Here is a 17,849-nt window from a genome sequence, read left to right as displayed (position 1 = left end):
GTAACCAAGAATGTCGCGGGTGCGCACGCGCTGTAAATGCAAAGTCACTGGGGAATTATGCACGGTACTGAAACGATTCCTGTCGGACGCGTCCGTGATGGCGCTTTGGATTTGCTCAAGTGGCTGGCGCTGCTGTGCATGGTGCTGGACCACCTGCGGTATGTCGGCTTGAGCCTGGATGGCCTGTACGTGCCGGGGCGCCTGGCGTTCCCGTGGTTTTGCCTGGCCATTGCAGCGAATCTGCACCGCGCACGAAATGCACCCGTGACCGGCCAGTGGCGCTACCTGGGGTGGCTGCTGCTGTTCAGCGTGATCAGCGAAGTGCCGTACCGCCTGTTTATCGATGATGCCGATACGTTGAACGTGTTGCCGACTTTGGCGTTGGGCTTGCTGGTTACCCGAGGATGGCAGCAGAAGGCGCTTTTTGATCGAGGATTGGCGCTGATTGCCGTCACCATTGCGGCGGTTTTTTCCACGCAGCTGATGTTCGGTTTTTTCGGCGTGTTGTTGCCGTTGGCGATGCTGCTGGTGTTCCGTCGCCCATGGTATTTCAGCCTGTTGCCGGGTGTGGTCTGCATGGCCGCCAACCAATGGCAAATTCTGCTCAGTAGCGACACGCTGGTGGCGAAGTTGGGATTGGCCGCGTGCCTGATTGCGCCATTGGCCGGCCTGGCCTTGTTGCGACGTGCCAAAAACGTCTCGCCACCAGCCATGCGGCGTTGGGCTTATGTCCTCTATCCCCTGCATTTCCTGCTGCTGTTACTCGTCCGCCAGATCATCGCCTAACCCCCTGTGGGAGCGGGCTTGCTCGCGAATGCGGTGGGTCAGTTAACCCATGTATTGGCTGACCCGCCGCATTCGCGAGCAAGCCCGCTCCCACATTTGTTTCGTGTCGCTCATCTAATGTCGTAAACGCACCTTTGCGTGGCGTGCGTAGGCATTTGACCTGTCTGCACCAGCCCTACCATCGCATCAAAGGGCCCTGCGAGGGCCTCAACAATACGAAAGGCTGGGAGAGACGCGATGTTCAGCAAAAAAGACCAGATCCAGGGATATGACGACGCACTGCTCGCGGCCATGAATGCCGAAGAACAGCGTCAGGAAGATCATATCGAGCTGATCGCGTCAGAGAACTACACCAGCAAACGTGTGATGGAAGCGCAAGGCAGCGGCCTCACCAACAAATACGCCGAAGGCTACCCGGGCAAGCGCTACTACGGTGGCTGCGAGCACGTGGACAAGGTCGAAGCCCTGGCCATCGAGCGCGCCAAACAATTGTTCGGCGCCGATTACGCCAACGTGCAGCCGCACTCCGGCTCTTCGGCCAACAGCGCCGTGTACCTGGCCCTGATCAACGCCGGCGACACCATCCTGGGCATGAGCCTGGCCCACGGCGGTCACCTGACCCACGGCGCCAAAGTGTCGTCTTCGGGCAAGCTGTACAACGCGGTGCAATACGGCATCAACACCGACACCGGCCTGATCGACTACGACGAAGTCGAGCGCCTGGCGGTGGAACACAAGCCAAAAATGATCGTGGCCGGTTTCTCTGCCTACTCCAAGACCCTGGATTTCCCACGCTTCCGTCAGATCGCCGACAAGGTCGGCGCGCTGCTGTTCGTCGACATGGCCCACGTCGCCGGCCTGGTTGCCGCTGGCCTGTACCCGAACCCGCTGCCGTATGCCGATGTGGTCACCACCACCACCCACAAGACCCTGCGCGGTCCACGGGGCGGCTTGATCCTGGCCAAGGCCAACGAAGAGATTGAAAAGAAACTCAACGCTGCCGTGTTCCCGGGCGCCCAGGGCGGCCCGCTGATGCACGTCATCGCCGGCAAGGCCGTGTGCTTCAAGGAGGCGCTGGAACCCGGCTTCAAGGCCTACCAGCAGCAAGTGATCGATAACGCCCAGGCCATGGCCGATGTGTTCATCAAACGTGGATATGACGTGGTGTCCGGCGGCACCGACAACCACCTGTTCCTGGTCAGCCTGATCCGTCAGGGCCTGACCGGCAAAGAGGCGGATGCCGCCCTGGGCCGCGCCCACATCACCGTCAACAAGAACGCCGTGCCGAATGACCCGCAGTCGCCGTTCGTGACCTCGGGCCTGCGCATCGGCACCCCGGCGGTGACCACGCGTGGTTTCAAAGTGCCGCAGTGCATCGAACTGGCCGGCTGGATCTGCGACATCCTCGACAACCTCGGCGACGCCGATGTCGAGGCCAACGTGGCCAAGCACGTGTCTGCCCTGTGCGCTGATTTCCCGGTTTATCGCTGAGCGCGGTTTTGGAGTAATGACTATGCAACGCTACTCGGGCTTCGGCCTCTTCAAGCACTCACTCAGCCACCACGAAAACTGGCAGAAGATGTGGCGCACGCCCACACCTAAGAAGGTCTACGACGTGGTCATCGTCGGCGGCGGCGGGCATGGTCTGGCGACCGCTTACTACCTGGCCAAAGAACACGGCATCACCAACGTGGCCGTGGTCGAGAAAGGCTGGCTGGGCGGCGGTAACACCGCGCGCAACACCACCATCGTGCGCTCCAACTACCTGTGGGACGAGTCGGCGCACCTGTACGAACACGCAATGAAACTGTGGGAAGGCCTGTCCCAGGACCTGAACTACAACGTGATGTTCTCCCAGCGTGGCGTGTACAACCTGTGCCACACCCTGCAAGACATCCGCGATTCCGAGCGCCGCGTGAGCGCCAACCGCCTCAACGGCGTGGATGGCGAACTGCTCAACGCCAAACAAGTGGCCGACGAGATCCCGTACCTCGACTGCTCCAAGAACACCCGCTACCCGGTACTCGGCGCCACCGTGCAACGTCGCGGCGGCGTGGCCCGTCACGATGCCGTGGCCTGGGGCTTTGCCCGTGCGGCTGACGCGCTGGGCGTGGACCTGATCCAGCAGACCGAAGTGATCGGCTTCCGCAAGGAAAACGGCGTGTGCATCGGCGTGGAAACCAACAAGGGCTTCATCGGCGCCAAGCGCGTCGGTGTGGTCACGGCCGGTAACTCCGGGCACATGGCTTCGCTGGCGGGCTTCCGCCTGCCGATCGAATCCCACCCGCTGCAAGCGTTGGTGTCGGAGCCGATCAAGCCGATTATCGACAGCGTGATCATGTCCAACGCCGTGCACGGCTACATCAGCCAGTCCGACAAGGGCGACCTGGTGATCGGCGCCGGTATCGACGGCTACAACGGCTACGGCCAGCGTGGCTCGTACCCGGTGATCGAACACACCATCCAGGCCATCGTCGAGATGTTCCCGGTGCTGTCCCGTGTGCGCATGAACCGTCAGTGGGGCGGCATCGTCGACACCACGCCGGATGCGTGCCCGATCATCTCCAAGACGCCGGTACCCAACATGTTCTTCAACTGCGGTTGGGGCACCGGTGGCTTCAAGGCCACCCCAGGTTCAGGCAACGTGTTTGCCGCCAGCCTGGCCAAGGGTGAAATGCACCCGTTGGCGGCACCTTTCTCCATCGACCGTTTCCACAACGGTGCGTTGATCGACGAACACGGCGCTGCGGCCGTCGCCCACTAACAGGAGAAATTCCCTATGTTGCATATCTTCTGTCCTCACTGTGGCGAACTGCGCTCCGAAGAGGAATTCCACGCGTCCGGCCAAGCGCACATCCCGCGCCCGCTGGACCCGAATGCCTGCACCGATGAAGAGTGGGGCGACTACATGTTCTTCCGCGATAACCCCCGTGGCCTGCACCACGAGCTGTGGATTCACGCTGCCGGTTGCCGCCAGTACTTCAACGCCACGCGTGACACCCTGACCTACGAAATTCTTGAAACCTACAAGATCGGTGAGAAGCCACAATTCACCGCCAAGGCCTCTGGAGAGAAGGTATGAGCCAGACCAATCGCCTGTCCAACGGTGGCCGGATCGACCGTAACAAAGTCCTGACCTTCAGCTTCAACGGCCAGACCTACAAAGGCTTTGAAGGCGACACCCTGGCCGCCGCCCTGCTGGCCAACGGCGTCGACATCATCGGCCGCAGCTTCAAGTACTCGCGCCCTCGCGGCATCTTTGCGGCCGGCGCCGAAGAGCCGAACGCGGTGCTGCAGATCGGCGCCACCGAAGCCACTCAGATTCCTAACGTGCGCGCCACGCAACAGGCGCTGTACCAAGGCCTGGTTGCCACCAGCACCAACGGCTGGCCGAACGTCAATAATGACGTGATGGGCATTCTCGGCAAGGTCGGCGGCAAGCTGATGCCGCCGGGTTTCTACTACAAAACCTTCATGTACCCGCAATCGTTCTGGATGACGTACGAGAAGTACATTCGTAAGGCGGCTGGCCTGGGCCGTTCGCCGACCGAGAACGACCCGGACACCTACGACAACATGAACCGTCACTGCGACGTGCTGGTCGTCGGCGCCGGCCCTGCAGGCCTGGCTGCTGCACTGGCAGCGGCGCGCAGCGGTGCCCGCGTGATCCTCGCCGATGAGCAGGAAGAGTTCGGCGGCTCGCTGCTCGATTCCCGCGAAAGCCTCGACGGCAAGCCGGCCGCCGAATGGGTCGCCAGCGTGATTGCTGAATTGAAAGCCCTGCCTGACGTGGTGCTGCTGCCCCGCGCCACCGTCAACGGCTACCACGACCATAACTTCCTGACCATTCACGAACGTCTCACCGATCACCTCGGTGACCGTGCGCCGATTGGTGTGGTGCGCCAGCGCATCCACCGTGTACGGGCCAAGCGTGTGGTGCTGGCCACCGGCGCGTGCGAGCGTCCGCTGGTGTACGGCAACAACGATGTGCCGGGCAACATGCTGGCCGGTGCGGTCTCTACCTACGTGCGCCGTTACGGCGTGGCACCGGGCAAGAAACTGGTGCTGTCGACCAACAACGACCACGCCTACCGTGTTGCGTTGGATTGGTTGGATGCCGGCCTGCACGTGGTGGCTGTCGCCGATGTGCGCCACAACCCACGCGGCGCCCTGGTGGAAGAAGCCCGCGCCAAAGGCATTCGTATCCTCACCGGCAGCGCCGTGATCGAGGCTCGTGGCAGCAAGCACGTCACCGCTGCCCGTGTGGCCGCGATTGATGTGAAAGCACACAAAGTCACCAGCCCCGGCGAGTGGCTGGAGTGCGACCTGGTGGCCAGTTCCGGCGGTTACAGCCCGGTGGTTCACTTGGCTTCGCACCTGGGCGGCAAGCCGACCTGGCGTGAAGACATTCTCGGTTTTGTACCGGGCGAAGCCCCGCAGAAGCGCGTGTGCGTGGGTGGCATCAACGGCGTCTACGGCCTCGGTGATTCCCTGGCGGACGGTTTTGAAGGCGGCGTGCGCGCGGCCAGCGAAGCCGGTTTTGCGCCGGTGGAAGGCACCCTGCCAAAGGCTTTGAGCCGTCTGGAAGAACCGACCCTGGCCGTGTACCAGGTGCCGCATGACAAACCGACTGCACGGGCGCCGAAGCAATTTGTCGACCTGCAAAACGACGTGACCGCCGCCGCCATCGAACTGGCGACCCGCGAGGGTTTCGAGTCGGTCGAGCACGTCAAACGCTACACCGCGCTGGGCTTCGGCACCGACCAGGGCAAGCTGGGCAACGTCAACGGCCTGGCCATTGCCGCCCGCTCCCTGAACGTGACCATCCCGCAGATGGGCACCACCATGTTCCGCCCGAACTACACGCCGGTGACTTTCGGTGCGGTAGCAGGCCGTCACTGTGGGCACATCTTCGAGCCGGTACGCTACACCGCGCTGCAAGCCTGGCACGTGAAGAACGGCGCCGAGTTTGAAGACGTCGGCCAGTGGAAACGCCCTTGGTATTTCCCGCGCAACGGTGAAGACCTGCATGCGGCGGTGAAACGCGAATGCCTGGCCGTGCGCGACAGCGTCGGCCTGCTGGATGCGTCCACCCTCGGCAAAATCGATATCCAGGGCCCGGATGCGCGTGAGTTCCTCAACCGCATTTACTCCAACGCCTGGACCAAGCTTGACGTGGGCAAGGCGCGCTACGGTCTGATGTGCAAGGAAGACGGCATGGTCTTCGACGACGGCGTCACCGCCTGTCTCGCCGACAACCACTTCCTGATGACCACCACCACCGGCGGCGCGGCGCGCGTGTTGCAGTGGCTGGAAATCTACCAGCAGACCGAATGGCCAGACCTGAAGGTGTACTTCACGTCGGTCACTGACCACTGGGCGACCATGACCCTGTCCGGGCCTAACAGCCGCAAGCTGTTGAGCGAAGTGACCGACATCGACCTGGACAAGGACGGCTTCCCGTTCATGACCTGGAAGGAAGGCTTGGTCGGCGGCGTACCGGCTCGGGTGTTCCGGATCTCGTTTACCGGTGAGCTGTCGTACGAAGTCAACGTGCAGGCCGACTACGCCATGGGCGTGTTGGAAAAAATCGTCGAGGCGGGCAAGAAGTACAACCTGACCCCGTACGGCACTGAAACCATGCACGTGCTGCGGGCCGAGAAGGGCTTCATCATCGTCGGCCAGGACACTGACGGCTCGATGACCCCGGACGACCTGAACATGGGCTGGTGCGTCGGCCGCACCAAGCCGTTCTCGTGGATCGGCTGGCGCGGCATGAACCGTGAAGACTGCGTGCGCGAAGAGCGTAAGCAACTGGTGGGCTTGAAGCCGGTCGATCCAAAAGTGTGGCTGCCGGAAGGCGCCCAACTGGTGTTCGATCCGAAGCAGACGATCCCGATGAAGATGGTCGGTCACGTCACCTCAAGCTATGCCCACAACTCCCTCGGCTATTCGTTCGCGATGGCGGTGGTGAAGGGCGGCTTGAAGCGCATGGGCGAGCGGGTGTTCTCACCGCAGGCGGATGGCAGCGTGATCGAGGCGGAGATTGTTTCCTCGGTGTTCTTCGACCCGAAAGGCGATCGCCAGAACATCTGACAGACCGAGTCGCCTGCATCGCAGGCAAGCCAGCTCCCACATTTGGAATGCATTCCCCTGTGGGAGCCGGGCTTGCTCGCGATGAGGGCCGAACAGACACCACAGCATTCAGAACAGGTGCTCTATGACAGCAGCCAATGTTTACCAACAACGCCCCACCTCCGGTGCCAAGGCCGAGTCGTCGCTGCACCATGCCGACCTCGCCAGCCTGGTCGGCAAGGGCCGCAAGAACGCCGGCGTGACCGTGCGTGAAAAGAAACTCCTGGGCCACCTGACGATTCGTGGCGACGGCCATGACTCCGCCTTCGCAGCCGGCGTACACAAGGCCCTGGGCATCGAATTGCCAGGCGCCTTGCAAGTCATCGTCAAGGGTGAAACCAGCCTGCAATGGCTTGGCCCGGATGAGTGGCTACTCGTTGTGCCAAGCGGCGAAGAATTCGCCGCCGAGCAAAACCTGCGTGCCGCCCTGGGTGATTTGCATATCCAGGTCGTCAACGTCAGCGGCGGCCAGCAGATCCTCGAACTGCGCGGCCCGAACGTGCGTGATGTGTTGATGAAGTCCACCAGCTACGACGTGCACCCCAACAACTTCCCGGTGGGCAAGGCGGTGGGCACGGTGTTCGCCAAGTCGCAATTGGTGATCCGCCACACGGCCGAAGACACCTGGGAGCTGCTGATCCGTCGCAGCTTCTCGGACTACTGGTGGCTGTGGCTGCAGGATGCGTCGGCCGAGTTCGGCCTGAGCGTTGAAGCCTGACATGACGCTCACCCCGTAGGAGCCCGGCTTGCCGGCGATGGCGATCTCACCGACGCCATCGCCGGCAAGCCGGGCGCCTACAGGGCGTGTGTTGCCTGGAGTTGCTTGAGGAGTTACCCGCAATGAGCCGCGCACCCGACACATGGATCTTGACCGCCGACTGCCCCAGCGTGCTCGGCACGGTGGATGCGGTCACCCGCTACCTGTTCGAGCAGGGCTGCTACGTCACCGAGCACCACTCGTTCGATGACCGCCTTTCGGGTCGGTTCTTCATCCGCGTGGAATTCCGCCAGCCCGACGGGTTTGACGAGCAGGCCTTCCGCGATGGCCTGGCCACGCGCGGTGAAGCCTTTGGCATGATCTTCGAGCTGACGGCGCCGAACTATCGGCCAAAAGTGGTGATCATGGTCTCCAAGGCCGATCACTGCCTGAACGACCTGCTGTACCGCCAACGCATCGGCCAACTGTCGATGGACGTGGTCGCGGTGGTGTCCAACCACCCCGATTTGAAGCCGTTGGCCGACTGGCACCAGATTCCCTACTACCATTTCCCCCTCGACCCCAACGACAAGCCGTCCCAGGAGCGTCAGGTGTGGCAGGTGGTGGAAGACACCGGCGCCGAGCTGGTGATCCTTGCGCGCTACATGCAAGTGCTGTCGCCGGAGCTGTGCCGCAAGCTCGATGGCAAGGCCATCAACATTCACCACTCGTTGCTGCCGGGGTTCAAGGGCGCCAAGCCTTACCACCAGGCTTACAACAAAGGGGTGAAACTGGTGGGCGCCACGGCGCATTACATCAACAACGACCTGGATGAAGGCCCGATCATCGCCCAGGGCGTGGAGGTGGTGGATCACAGCCACTATCCCGAGGACTTGATCGCCAAGGGGCGCGATATCGAAGGGCTGACGTTGGCTCGGGCGGTTGGGTATCACATTGAGCGGCGGGTGTTTCTCAACGCCAATAGAACAGTGGTGCTCTGATGGGCGCCTTCGCGAGCAAGCCCGCTCCCACATTCGACCGCATTCCAAGTTTGGAACCCCGTCGAATGTGGGAGCAGGCTTGCTCGCGAAGAGGCCTTCACTAACAAAGCAAAAACAGCATCTGTACCCGAGCACTTAAACGCGCTGCCTGCCTGGGCAACGCGGTTCCATAAAAACAACAGCGAGGTGAAAGCATGTCTGGTAATCGTGGTGTCGTGTATCTCGGCAACGGCAAGGTCGAAGTACAGAAAATCGACTATCCCAAAATGCAGGACCCCCGTGGCAGGAAGATCGAGCACGGCGTCATCCTGCGCGTGGTCTCCACCAACATCTGCGGCTCCGACCAACACATGGTGCGCGGCCGTACCACCGCCCAGACCGGCCTGGTGCTCGGTCATGAGATCACCGGCGAAGTGATCGAGAAGGGCAGCGACGTCGAGAACCTGAAAATCGGCGACCTGGTGTCCGTGCCGTTCAACGTGGCCTGCGGCCGCTGCCGCTCCTGCAAGGAACAGCACACCGGCGTGTGCCTGACCGTTAACCCTGCCCGTGCCGGGGGTGCCTACGGCTACGTTGACATGGGCGATTGGACCGGTGGCCAAGCCGAGTACGTGCTGGTGCCGTACGCTGACTTCAACCTGCTCAAACTGCCGGACCGCGACAAGGCCATGGAAAAAATCCGCGACCTGACCTGCCTCTCCGACATCCTGCCGACCGGCTACCACGGCGCTGTAACTGCTGGCGTTGGCCCTGGCAGCACCGTGTACATCGCCGGTGCCGGCCCGGTTGGCCTGGCCGCTGCCGCTTCGGCCCGCCTGCTGGGCGCGGCGGTAGTGATCATCGGTGACGTCAACCCGATCCGCCTGGCCCACGCCAAGGCGCAAGGGTTTGAAATTGCCGACCTGTCCAAGGACACCCCGCTGCACGAACAGATCGCCGCCCTGCTGGGCGAGCCGGAAGTGGATTGCGCCGTCGACGCCGTGGGCTTCGAAGCCCGTGGCCATGGCCATGAAGGCGTGAAGGCCGAAGCGCCGGCCACTGTGCTGAACTCGCTGATGGGCGTGGTGCGCGTGGCAGGCAAGATCGGTATTCCTGGCCTGTACGTGACCGAAGACCCGGGTGCCGTGGATGCCGCCGCGAAAATGGGCAGCCTGAGCATTCGCTTTGGCCTCGGTTGGGCCAAGTCCCACAGCTTCCACACTGGGCAAACTCCGGTGATGAAGTACAACCGTCAGTTGATGCAGGCGATCATGTGGGACCGTATCAACATCGCCGAGATCGTGGGCGTGCAGGTGATCAGCCTGGATGACGCGCCGCGCGGTTATGGCGAGTTCGATGCGGGTGTGCCGAAGAAGTTTGTGATCGATCCGCACAAGCTGTTCAGTGCGGCGTAACGTGCAAGGCTGAAAAAATGGCGACCCTGGAGGTCGCCATTTTTTATGGGTTACTTGAGGGTTGAGAGTCGCAGATAGGGATTAGCCACCTCACCGTTTTTAATCAAGCGCTTGCCGCCATAGTCACAATGAACTTTGCCGTTGCGCTCATTGATTTCTTCGGCCTTAAGTTGGTACTCCGGGCTCAGGTAGTCGTCCTCTGTTGCGGCGGTTTGCCCGGTCCACGTCTTGCCGTTGGCCGTGGCGGAGTATTGATAACCCTCGCCATATGGAGGGGGCAGGTCGGGGTCCGTGTAAGGTTTTGATTGAATGTCGCGGATGGCAGGGCATTGGCCCAAGTCGATGACCTGATTGCGCGGTTGCTGGCTGCTGATGGCACTGAATACAGCAAAAAAGTTGGGGATCAATCCGATCATGTGGGTTACAGCTCCTGAGTAGGGTTGCCAGATATAGGCTGCCCTGGGTGGGCTGTAACGGCGCTAGGGTTCCGGGGAATCGGCTACTTCCGGGAGGGGAAAGAGCGACACGCCGTTGCCCTGTTTGTTTCTGCTGTTTACGCCTGCAAGCCCGCTCCCACAGGGGTTTGGTGGTGTCAGCGAGTCGCCAGCGCGCCCTGGTACAGCACGGGGCCGGTTGGTTGGCCGGTTGGCGAGCCACCTTTTGGTTCCAGGCTGACGGCGAGGGTTATCGGGGCGGCGAGCAATGCCTGCTGCTCCTTGCTCAACTGAATTCGACCTTTGCCGGCAACAGGCACTAGGCCCAGGGACACCGGCTTACCGCCAGCCGGGATAGCCCACAGTTCCAAGACGCGCGTCGGTTCCACGGCGGCCAGTGACAGCGCCTCCACTTGTAAATGATCGCCAAACGCCTGGATCTGCAGCGCCGGTTGCTGGTTGGCACTGGCCAGCGTGGCGCTGTACTCGGGGCCGATGTCGCGTTGGTACAGCACGCCCACCAACAGCGTCATCCCCACCGCACAGGCGGCGACCAGTACGCGAACACTCATCCAGAACGGCTTCTTCGCCGGCATCTGCAGCACCTGCGGTTCGATGCGCGCCTTGATGCCTGCCCACACATGTTCCGGCACCGGCCGTTCGGGCAACGCGCCGGTCAGGCTGGCAAGCGCGTCCTGCCAATGGCCAAGCTCGACGCGCAGCGCGGCATCCTCCAGCAGCAGGGCATCAAAACGCCGGCGTGCCGTGGCGGGCATCAACCCGATGGCGTAGTCGGCGGCGAGGGCGCGGCGCAGGGCGGTGGTCTGGTAGTTCATGATTCAAGGCACCTGCGCAGGCGCTCCATGCCGCGACGGATCCAGGATTTGACCGAACCCAGGGGCGCGGCCAGGTGGTCGGCCAACTCGGAGCATGACAGGCCCTGGAAGTAAGCCACGGTGATCGACTGGCGTTGCATGCCGTCCAGGGTGTCGAGGCAGCGGTTGAGGGCGTGGGCCTCGCGCTCGCTGTCGAGGCGGTCGTGGGCGCTGGGGCTGTCGTCGAGCAGGGCGTCCTGTTGGCCGTCGGCCAGGGGTTGTTCACGGCGTTTTCGCAGCTGGTCGATAGCCAGGTTGCGGGTGATGTTGATCATCCAGGTCATCGGCGCGGCCAGGTGGGCTTCGTAGCGCGAGGCGTTGTACCAGATGCGCACAAAGGCTTCCTGCAGCACTTCTTCGGCCAGATCAGGGCGGCCCATGAAACGCAAGGCCACACCGTGCAGGCGCGGTGAGACACTGCGGTAAAGGGTTTCGAACGCCTGGCGGTTGCCCAGGGCACATTGGGCCAGCAAGGGCCGCAGCGGATCAGCATCGTTGATGGAAATAGGGCTTCTCCAAGCACTCGATCGAGAGCGACGGGACTGCGCACGGTAGGCAGAGGGTAGTTCAGCGCTTGCATTCATTCCATCCGACTCCGGGCGGTGCATGCCTGATATACGCGCGAGCACGTAATCCGGATGCAGCTTTTTCTGAACTCATCTCGGAGTGGGAACATTCCTTTGGAACTGTCAGTCAAACGCCTGCTTTTTAGCTCCTACTTTCAGAGGTTGTCTTGATGAAGATTTCACGCGGTTTTGCCCTGTCCTGCCTGCTGAGCGTGGCCGCTGGCCCGGTGTTTGCCGCAGGTTTCAGCCTCGGTGACGTGGCCAACGCCGTCTCCGGCGCCCAGGGCAACAACAAGGCGGCGGCAGCGGCGCCCAGCTCTCAGACCGCCGGTCTGCTCAGCGCCCTGACCTCGCAATTGAACGTCACGCCAGAGCAAGCGGTAGGCGGCACCGGCGCCATGCTGGGCTTGGCCAAGAACCAACTGAGCAGCACCGATTATTCACAACTGGGCAAAAGCGTGCCGGGCCTGGATCAACTCTCGGGGAGCAATTCCCTGGGCAGCCTCGGTGCCTTGAGCGGGATGCTCGGCCAGAGCGGCGGCAGCAAGACCAGCGGCCTGGATGGCCTGCTGGGCAACGTGAAAAACACCAGCGACCTGAACACCGCGTTCAGCGCGCTGGGCATGGACAGTGGGATGATCGGTCAGTTTGCGCCGGTGATCCTGCAATACCTGGGCGGCCAGGGCGCCAGCGAGTCGGTGCTGGGCAAGCTGGCGCAGGCTTGGGGCACTGGCGGTTAACGCCCTTGCGCGCGCAGTTGTTCGATGCGCGCGTCCTTTTCCATCCAGAGCTGGTTCACCCAGTTCTGGACGGTCTGGCGAAACGCCGGATCATTCTCGTAATCCCCCTGCCACAACGCCGGGTCCAGTTCGCGAGTGCGGATATCAATGATCACCTTCGGCACGGCGCCACTGATCAAGTCCCAGAAACCCGGGATCTTCTCCTGTGGATACACCACGGTGACGTCAAGGATCGCGTCTAACTGCTCACCCATCGCCGCCAGTACAAATGCCACGCCTCCCGCCTTGGGCTTGAGCAACCGGGCAAACGGTGAGTCCTGCTGTTTGCGCTTGGCTTCGCTGAACCGCGTGCCTTCCAGGTAATTGACCACCGTCACCGGCTGGCGCTTGAACAGCTCGCAGGCTTCTTTGGTGATTTTCAGGTCCTGCCCCGCCAGTTCCGGGTGCTTGGCCAGGAAGGCTTTGGTGTATCGCTTCATGAAGGGGTAGTCCAGCGCCCACCATGCCAGGCCCAGGAAGGGCACCCAGATCAGCTCTTTTTTCAGGAAGAATTTGAAGAAAGGCGTGCGTCGGTTGAGAGTCTGGATCAGCGCCGGGATGTCCACCCAGGATTGGTGGTTGCTGATCACCAGGTAGGAGGTGTCACCGCGCAGGTCGTCGCCGCCGCGAATGTCCCATTGGGTGGGGATGCACAGCGAGAAGATCAGCTTGTCGATTTCGGCCCAGGTCTCGGCGATCCACATCACCGCCCAGGACATGTAGTCGCGCAAGCGGCCGGGGGCAACCAGCTTGAGCAGGGCAAACACCATCAACGGGCCGAACAGGACCAGGGTGTTGAGCAATAGCAGCAGGGTGACGAAACAGCCGGTGAGCAGGCGGCGCATAAGCAACTCTTGGAGTCCGGTGGGCGGGCCATCATAAGAGAGGTGAGTCTAGAGGCCAAATCGCAAATCGCCCGGCGAATGTTTCACAATGTGCCGGGTATGCTGCCAGCGAGCTAACTAACCGGCGCTTTTGCGGTCTAGAATCCGCCTACTTCTTTCCGAGGAAATCACTTCGTGAAACTGCTCCTTGCCGCCTTTGCCCTGGTTGCCTTGCCCGTCATGGCCGCCGAACCGACCCTCTACGGTCGCTACGAATACATCCAATTGCCGGAGATCGGCCAGACCTTCAAGGCCAAGATGGACACCGGCGCCCTGACCGCCTCGCTCTCTGCGCGCAACATCGAAACCTTCCAGCGTGACGGTGACGACTGGGTGCGCTTCCGCCTCGGCGGCAAGGATGCGAGTGACAAGGTCTACGAACACAAGGTGTCGCGCATCAGCAAGATCAAGAGCCGCGCCGATGAAGACGACGACAAGGACGAGGCCACTGTGGCCAAGCGCCCGGTGATCGACCTGGAAATGTGCCTGGGCAACGTCAAGCGCACCGTCGAGGTCAACCTCACCGACCGCAGCAGCTTCAACTACCCGCTGCTGATCGGTGCCAAGGCCCTGCGTGAATTCGGCGCAGCGGTAAACCCGGCACGTCGTTACACTGCTGACAAACCGGACTGCTGACGGACCACCATGGCGCATATCCTGATTGTCGAAGACGAAGCGGCCATCGCCGACACGCTGATATTCGCCCTGCAAGGCGAGGGTTTCACCACCACCTGGCTGAGCCTCGGCCAGGAAGCGCTGGCCCATCAGCGCCAGACGCCGGCCGACTTGATCATCCTCGACATTGGGCTGCCGGACATCACGGGTTTTGAAACCTGCAAGCAACTGCGCCGGTTCAGTGAAGTGCCGGTGATGTTCCTCAGCGCGCGGGATGGTGAGATCGACCGCGTGGTAGGGCTGGAGATCGGCGCCGACGATTATGTGGTCAAGCCGTTCAGCCCTCGTGAGGTGACGGCGCGGGTCAGGGCGATCCTCAAGCGCATCGGCCCGGGCACTGCGCCCACGGTGTTCCAGGTGGATCTGGAACGCATGCAGATCGCCTATCGCGGCCAGCCGTTGAGCCTGACGCGTCATGAGTTCCGTCTGTTGCAGAGCCTGCTGGAGCAACCCGAGCGGGTGTTCAGCCGCGAGCAATTGCTCGATGCGGTGGGCGTGGCGGCGGATGCGGGTTATGAGCGCAATATCGACAGCCATATCAAGAGCCTGCGCAGCAAACTGCGGACCGTGGCGGCCGATGCCGAGCCGATCCAGACCCACCGCGGCCTCGGTTACAGCTACAGCCCGAGCAACAGCTGATGCGCCTGGGGCTGCGGATCTTCCTGGTGTACGCGCTGTTTATCGGCCTCACCGGTTACTTTGTGCTCAGCACGGTGATGAAGGAAATCCGCCCGGGCGTGCGCCAGTCCACCGAAGAAACCCTGGTGGACACCGCCAACCTGCTGGCCGAGATCCTGCGCGATGACGTGAAGAACGGCACCCTCGGCCAGAGTCACTGGCCCGAACTGCTCAAGGCCTACGGCAACCGCCAGCCGGGCGCGACCATCTGGGGCTTGCCGAAGAACCAGGTCAACCATCGCATCTACGTGACCGACGCCCAGGGTACCGTGTTGCTCGACTCCACGGGCGAGGCGGTGGGCCAGGACTATTCCAAGTGGAACGACGTGTACCTGACCCTGCGCGGCGAGTACGGGGCCCGCTCCACCCGCAGCGAACTGGATGACCCGGCGTCGTCGGTGATGCACGTGGGCGCGCCGATCCGCGACAACGGGCAGATCATCGGCGTGGTCACCGTGGCCAAGCCCAACAGCTCGTTGCAGCCCTATGTTGATCGCACTGAACGTCGCCTGTTGTGGTACGGCGCCGGGTTGGTGGTCCTCGGTCTGTTGCTGGGTGCAGTGCTGTCGTGGTGGCTGAGCGTGGCGCTGCGCCGGCTCACGGCTTACGCAGAGGCCGTCAGCGAAGGCCGGCGCGCCGAGTTGCCGCATTACCGGGGCGGCGAGTTGAAGCAACTGTCCACCGCCGTTGAGCACATGCGCACGCAGCTGGAGGGCAAGGCCTACGTCGAGCATTACGTGCACACCCTGACCCATGAATTGAAAAGCCCGCTGGCGGCCATTCGGGGGGCGGCGGAGCTGTTGCAGGGCGATATGAGTCGCGAGCAGCAGCAGCGGTTTGTCGGCAATATCGACAGCGAAAGTGCGCGCCTGCAGCAGTTGATCGAGCGGCTGTTGAACCTGGCGCAGGTGGAGCAGCGCCAGGGCCTTGAGGAGCAGGCGAGTATCCCGCTGGCCGCCATGGTCGACGACGTGCTCAAGGCCCAATGTGCGCGGATCGAAGGCGCCGGCTTGCAGGTCGAGCAGGTGATCAGCGCGGATGTGAAGGTGTATGGCGAACCCTTCCTGCTTCGCCAGGCCCTGGGCAATCTGCTGGACAATGCGCTGGATTTCACGCCACAGGGCGGCACCTTGACGTTCAGCGCCCAAGTCCGGCACCACGACGTGCAAGTCAGCCTGTTCAACCAGGCGGCCGCGATCCCCGACTACGCCTTGCCACGCCTGAGCGAGCGCTTCTACTCGTTGCCACGCCCGGCCAGCGGGCGCAAAAGCACGGGGCTTGGCCTCAACTTTGTCGAGGAAGTGATGAAGCTGCACGGCGGCGCGTTGCAGATCGGTAATGTCGACGGCGGCGTGCAAGTGGTGCTGCATCTCCACACAGTCTCCACATTGCCCACATAAATCGCCCACACAGTCTGCCCAGACTCTCCCCATCAAAACAGGGAGAGACCCATGAACCGCAGTCTGCTTTTCAAACTTGGCGCCATTGCGCTGCTGATCCTGCTGTTGCTGATTCCGTTGCTGATGATCAACGGCATCATCAGCGACCGCCAGCAGCTGCGCGACGGCGTATTGATGGACATCGCCCGCAGCTCCAGCTACAGCCAGCGCCTCACCGGCCCGGTGATGGTGGTGCCTTATCGCAAGACCGTGCGTGAGTGGAAACTCAATGAAAAGCTCAACAAACGCTACGAAGAAACCCGTGAAGAGCGCGGTCGTCTGTATTTCCTGCCGGATCGATTTGAACTCGACGGCAAAGTGCAGACCGAACTGCGCGCACGGGGCATCTACCAGGCGCGGCTGTTCCATGCCGACACCCGCATCGGCGGACGTTTTGAAGTCCCTGCGCAATTGGGCATCACGGAAGATTTCACGGATTACCGCTTCGAACCGGCGTTTCTGGCGGTGGGCATCAGCGATATTCGCGGCATCGAAAACGCGCTGAAGTTGGAGCTGGGCAACCAGCGCCTGGCGTTCGAACCGGGCTCCCAGGTGGATTGGCTGGGTGAAGGCGTGCACGTGGCGCTGCCGCAGCAAGACAGCAAGAAGCCCTACGTGGTGGAGTTCGCTTTCGATCTGCGCCTGCAAGGCACCGAACAGCTGCAAGTCGTACCGGTGGGCAAGACCAGCCAGGTGACCCTGGCGTCCAACTGGCCGCACCCCAGCTTTATCGGCAACTTCCTGCCGGCCCAGCGTGAGGTCAGTGACCAGGGCTTCAGCGCCACCTGGCAAACCTCGTTCTTCTCCACCAACCTTGAGCAGGCGCTGCAAAGCTGTCTCGACGGGCAGGGCTGCAAAGACTTCAGCAACCGTGGCTTTGGCGTCAATTTCATCGACCCGGTGGACCAGTACCTCAAGAGCGACCGTGCGATCAAATACGCGCTGCTGTTCATCGCCCTGACCTTTGCCGGCTTCTTCCTGTTCGAGGTACTCAAGAGCCTGGCCGTGCACCCGGTGCAATACGCGTTGGTGGGATTTGCGCTGGCGTTTTTCTACCTGCTGTTGTTGTCGTTGTCTGAGCACATCGGCTTTGCCATGGCCTACTTCATCTCGGCCAGTGCCTGTGTGTTGTTGATTGGTTTCTACGTGTGCCATGTGCTGCGCAGCGTCAGCCACGGCCTTGGCTTTTCGGTGGGGCTGGCGGCGTTGTATGGCTTGTTGTACGGGTTGCTGAGTGCCGAGGATTACGCGCTGCTGATGGGCTCGCTGCTGCTGTTCGGCCTGTTGGGTACGGTGATGGTGCTGACGCGCAAGCTGGATTGGTATGGCGTGGGCAAGCGCAAGGCGGTTGAGCCGTTGCAGTTTGACCTGGAGGCGGTGCAATGATCGGGTTGCGTGAGGATCAGCAGATGAAGGCGCGGATGGTCGACTACCTCAACCACGCTACTGCCCAATGTGGGAGCGGGCTTGCTCGCGAAAGCGGTGTGCCAGTCAACGCATCCGTTA

Annotated in this window: 17 protein-coding genes; 13 read left to right on the top strand and 4 right to left on the bottom strand. The window is 62.1% G+C overall.

The annotated features are described in order from the left end of the window. Positions 1 to 57 precede the first annotated feature (57 nt). The 8 genes from M2394_RS08390 (at position 58) to fdhA (ending at position 10,013) form a co-directional block, all read left to right on the top strand. Positions 58 to 786: a conjugal transfer protein TraX gene (locus M2394_RS08390; protein WP_259172103.1), complete on the top strand. Its 729-nt coding sequence runs from the start codon at positions 58 to 60 to the stop codon at positions 784 to 786. A gap of 237 nt (positions 787 to 1,023) precedes the next feature. Next, positions 1,024 to 2,277: a serine hydroxymethyltransferase gene (gene glyA / locus M2394_RS08385; protein WP_259172101.1), complete on the top strand. Its 1,254-nt coding sequence runs from the start codon at positions 1,024 to 1,026 to the stop codon at positions 2,275 to 2,277. A 22-nt stretch (positions 2,278 to 2,299) separates the two neighbouring features. Then, positions 2,300 to 3,550: a sarcosine oxidase subunit beta gene (locus M2394_RS08380; protein WP_010207084.1), complete on the top strand. Its 1,251-nt coding sequence runs from the start codon at positions 2,300 to 2,302 to the stop codon at positions 3,548 to 3,550. 15 nt (positions 3,551 to 3,565) lie between these two features. Continuing rightward, positions 3,566 to 3,868 carry a sarcosine oxidase subunit delta gene (locus M2394_RS08375; protein WP_010207083.1) on the top strand — a complete coding sequence of 101 codons (303 nt, stop codon included), beginning with the start codon at positions 3,566 to 3,568 and terminating at the stop codon, positions 3,866 to 3,868. Then, on the top strand, positions 3,865 to 6,882 hold the full coding sequence (locus tag M2394_RS08370; protein WP_178920191.1) for a sarcosine oxidase subunit alpha: 3,018 nt from the start codon (positions 3,865 to 3,867) through the stop codon (positions 6,880 to 6,882). Before M2394_RS08375 ends, M2394_RS08370 begins: the two co-directional genes overlap by 4 nt. A gap of 124 nt (positions 6,883 to 7,006) precedes the next feature. Continuing rightward, entirely contained in the window at positions 7,007 to 7,639 is a 633-nt protein-coding gene (locus tag M2394_RS08365; protein WP_259172090.1) for a sarcosine oxidase subunit gamma, read from the top strand. Positions 7,640 to 7,761: 122 nt separating this feature from the next. Next, positions 7,762 to 8,619: a formyltetrahydrofolate deformylase gene (gene purU, locus M2394_RS08360; RefSeq protein ID WP_005792124.1), complete on the top strand. Its 858-nt coding sequence runs from the start codon at positions 7,762 to 7,764 to the stop codon at positions 8,617 to 8,619. 194 nt (positions 8,620 to 8,813) lie between these two features. Further along, the gene (gene fdhA / locus M2394_RS08355) at positions 8,814 to 10,013 is read left to right on the top strand and encodes a formaldehyde dehydrogenase, glutathione-independent (RefSeq protein ID WP_178920192.1); all 1,200 of its coding nucleotides are present in this window, start codon (positions 8,814 to 8,816) and stop codon (positions 10,011 to 10,013) included. 50 nt (positions 10,014 to 10,063) lie between these two features. Here the strand turns inward: fdhA and M2394_RS08350 are convergent, their stop codons facing one another. The 3 genes from M2394_RS08350 to M2394_RS08340 form a co-directional block, all read right to left on the bottom strand. After that, positions 10,064 to 10,429: a hypothetical protein gene (locus M2394_RS08350; RefSeq protein ID WP_178920193.1), complete on the bottom strand. Its 366-nt coding sequence runs from the start codon at positions 10,427 to 10,429 to the stop codon at positions 10,064 to 10,066. 176 nt (positions 10,430 to 10,605) lie between these two features. Continuing rightward, entirely contained in the window at positions 10,606 to 11,283 is a 678-nt protein-coding gene (locus tag M2394_RS08345; RefSeq protein ID WP_259172088.1) for an anti-sigma factor domain-containing protein, read from the bottom strand. Continuing rightward, positions 11,280 to 11,906 carry an RNA polymerase sigma factor gene (locus M2394_RS08340; RefSeq protein WP_259172087.1) on the bottom strand — a complete coding sequence of 209 codons (627 nt, stop codon included), beginning with the start codon at positions 11,904 to 11,906 and terminating at the stop codon, positions 11,280 to 11,282. The genes M2394_RS08345 and M2394_RS08340 overlap by 4 nt, the downstream gene beginning before the upstream one ends. 152 nt (positions 11,907 to 12,058) lie before the next feature. Here M2394_RS08340 and M2394_RS08335 point away from each other — a divergent pair, with 152 nt between their 5' ends. Further along, positions 12,059 to 12,628: a DUF2780 domain-containing protein gene (locus M2394_RS08335; protein WP_178920196.1), complete on the top strand. Its 570-nt coding sequence runs from the start codon at positions 12,059 to 12,061 to the stop codon at positions 12,626 to 12,628. On the opposite strand, the gene M2394_RS08330 is transcribed toward M2394_RS08335, so the two are convergent. Beyond that, complete coding sequence (locus M2394_RS08330) at positions 12,625 to 13,512, bottom strand: acyltransferase (RefSeq protein WP_178920197.1); 888 nt, start codon at positions 13,510 to 13,512, stop codon at positions 12,625 to 12,627. The genes M2394_RS08335 and M2394_RS08330 overlap by 4 nt on opposite strands. A 174-nt stretch (positions 13,513 to 13,686) precedes the next feature. Between M2394_RS08330 and M2394_RS08325 the strand changes: the two genes are divergently transcribed. From M2394_RS08325 to creD, 4 genes are read left to right on the top strand one after another with little or no spacing between them, the layout of a single operon-like run. Further along, entirely contained in the window at positions 13,687 to 14,187 is a 501-nt protein-coding gene (locus M2394_RS08325; protein ID WP_176996664.1) for an ATP-dependent zinc protease, read from the top strand. 9 nt (positions 14,188 to 14,196) lie between these two features. After that, a complete protein-coding gene (gene creB, locus M2394_RS08320; RefSeq protein ID WP_178920198.1) occupies positions 14,197 to 14,865 on the top strand; it encodes a two-component system response regulator CreB in 669 nt (222 codons plus the stop codon). Then, complete coding sequence (gene creC, locus M2394_RS08315; RefSeq protein WP_178920199.1) at positions 14,865 to 16,304, top strand: two-component system sensor histidine kinase CreC; 1,440 nt, start codon at positions 14,865 to 14,867, stop codon at positions 16,302 to 16,304. The genes creB and creC overlap by 1 nt, the downstream gene beginning before the upstream one ends. 51 nt (positions 16,305 to 16,355) lie before the next feature. Next, positions 16,356 to 17,729 carry a cell envelope integrity protein CreD gene (creD, locus tag M2394_RS08310; protein WP_178920200.1) on the top strand — a complete coding sequence of 458 codons (1,374 nt, stop codon included), beginning with the start codon at positions 16,356 to 16,358 and terminating at the stop codon, positions 17,727 to 17,729. The last annotated feature ends 120 nt before the right edge of the window (positions 17,730 to 17,849 follow it).

The organism is Pseudomonas sp. BIGb0164, from assembly GCF_024810135.1.
In the GTDB taxonomy this organism is placed as follows: Bacteria; Pseudomonadota; Gammaproteobacteria; order Pseudomonadales; family Pseudomonadaceae; genus Aquipseudomonas.
This window is presented reverse-complemented; position numbering and strand designations above follow the sequence as displayed.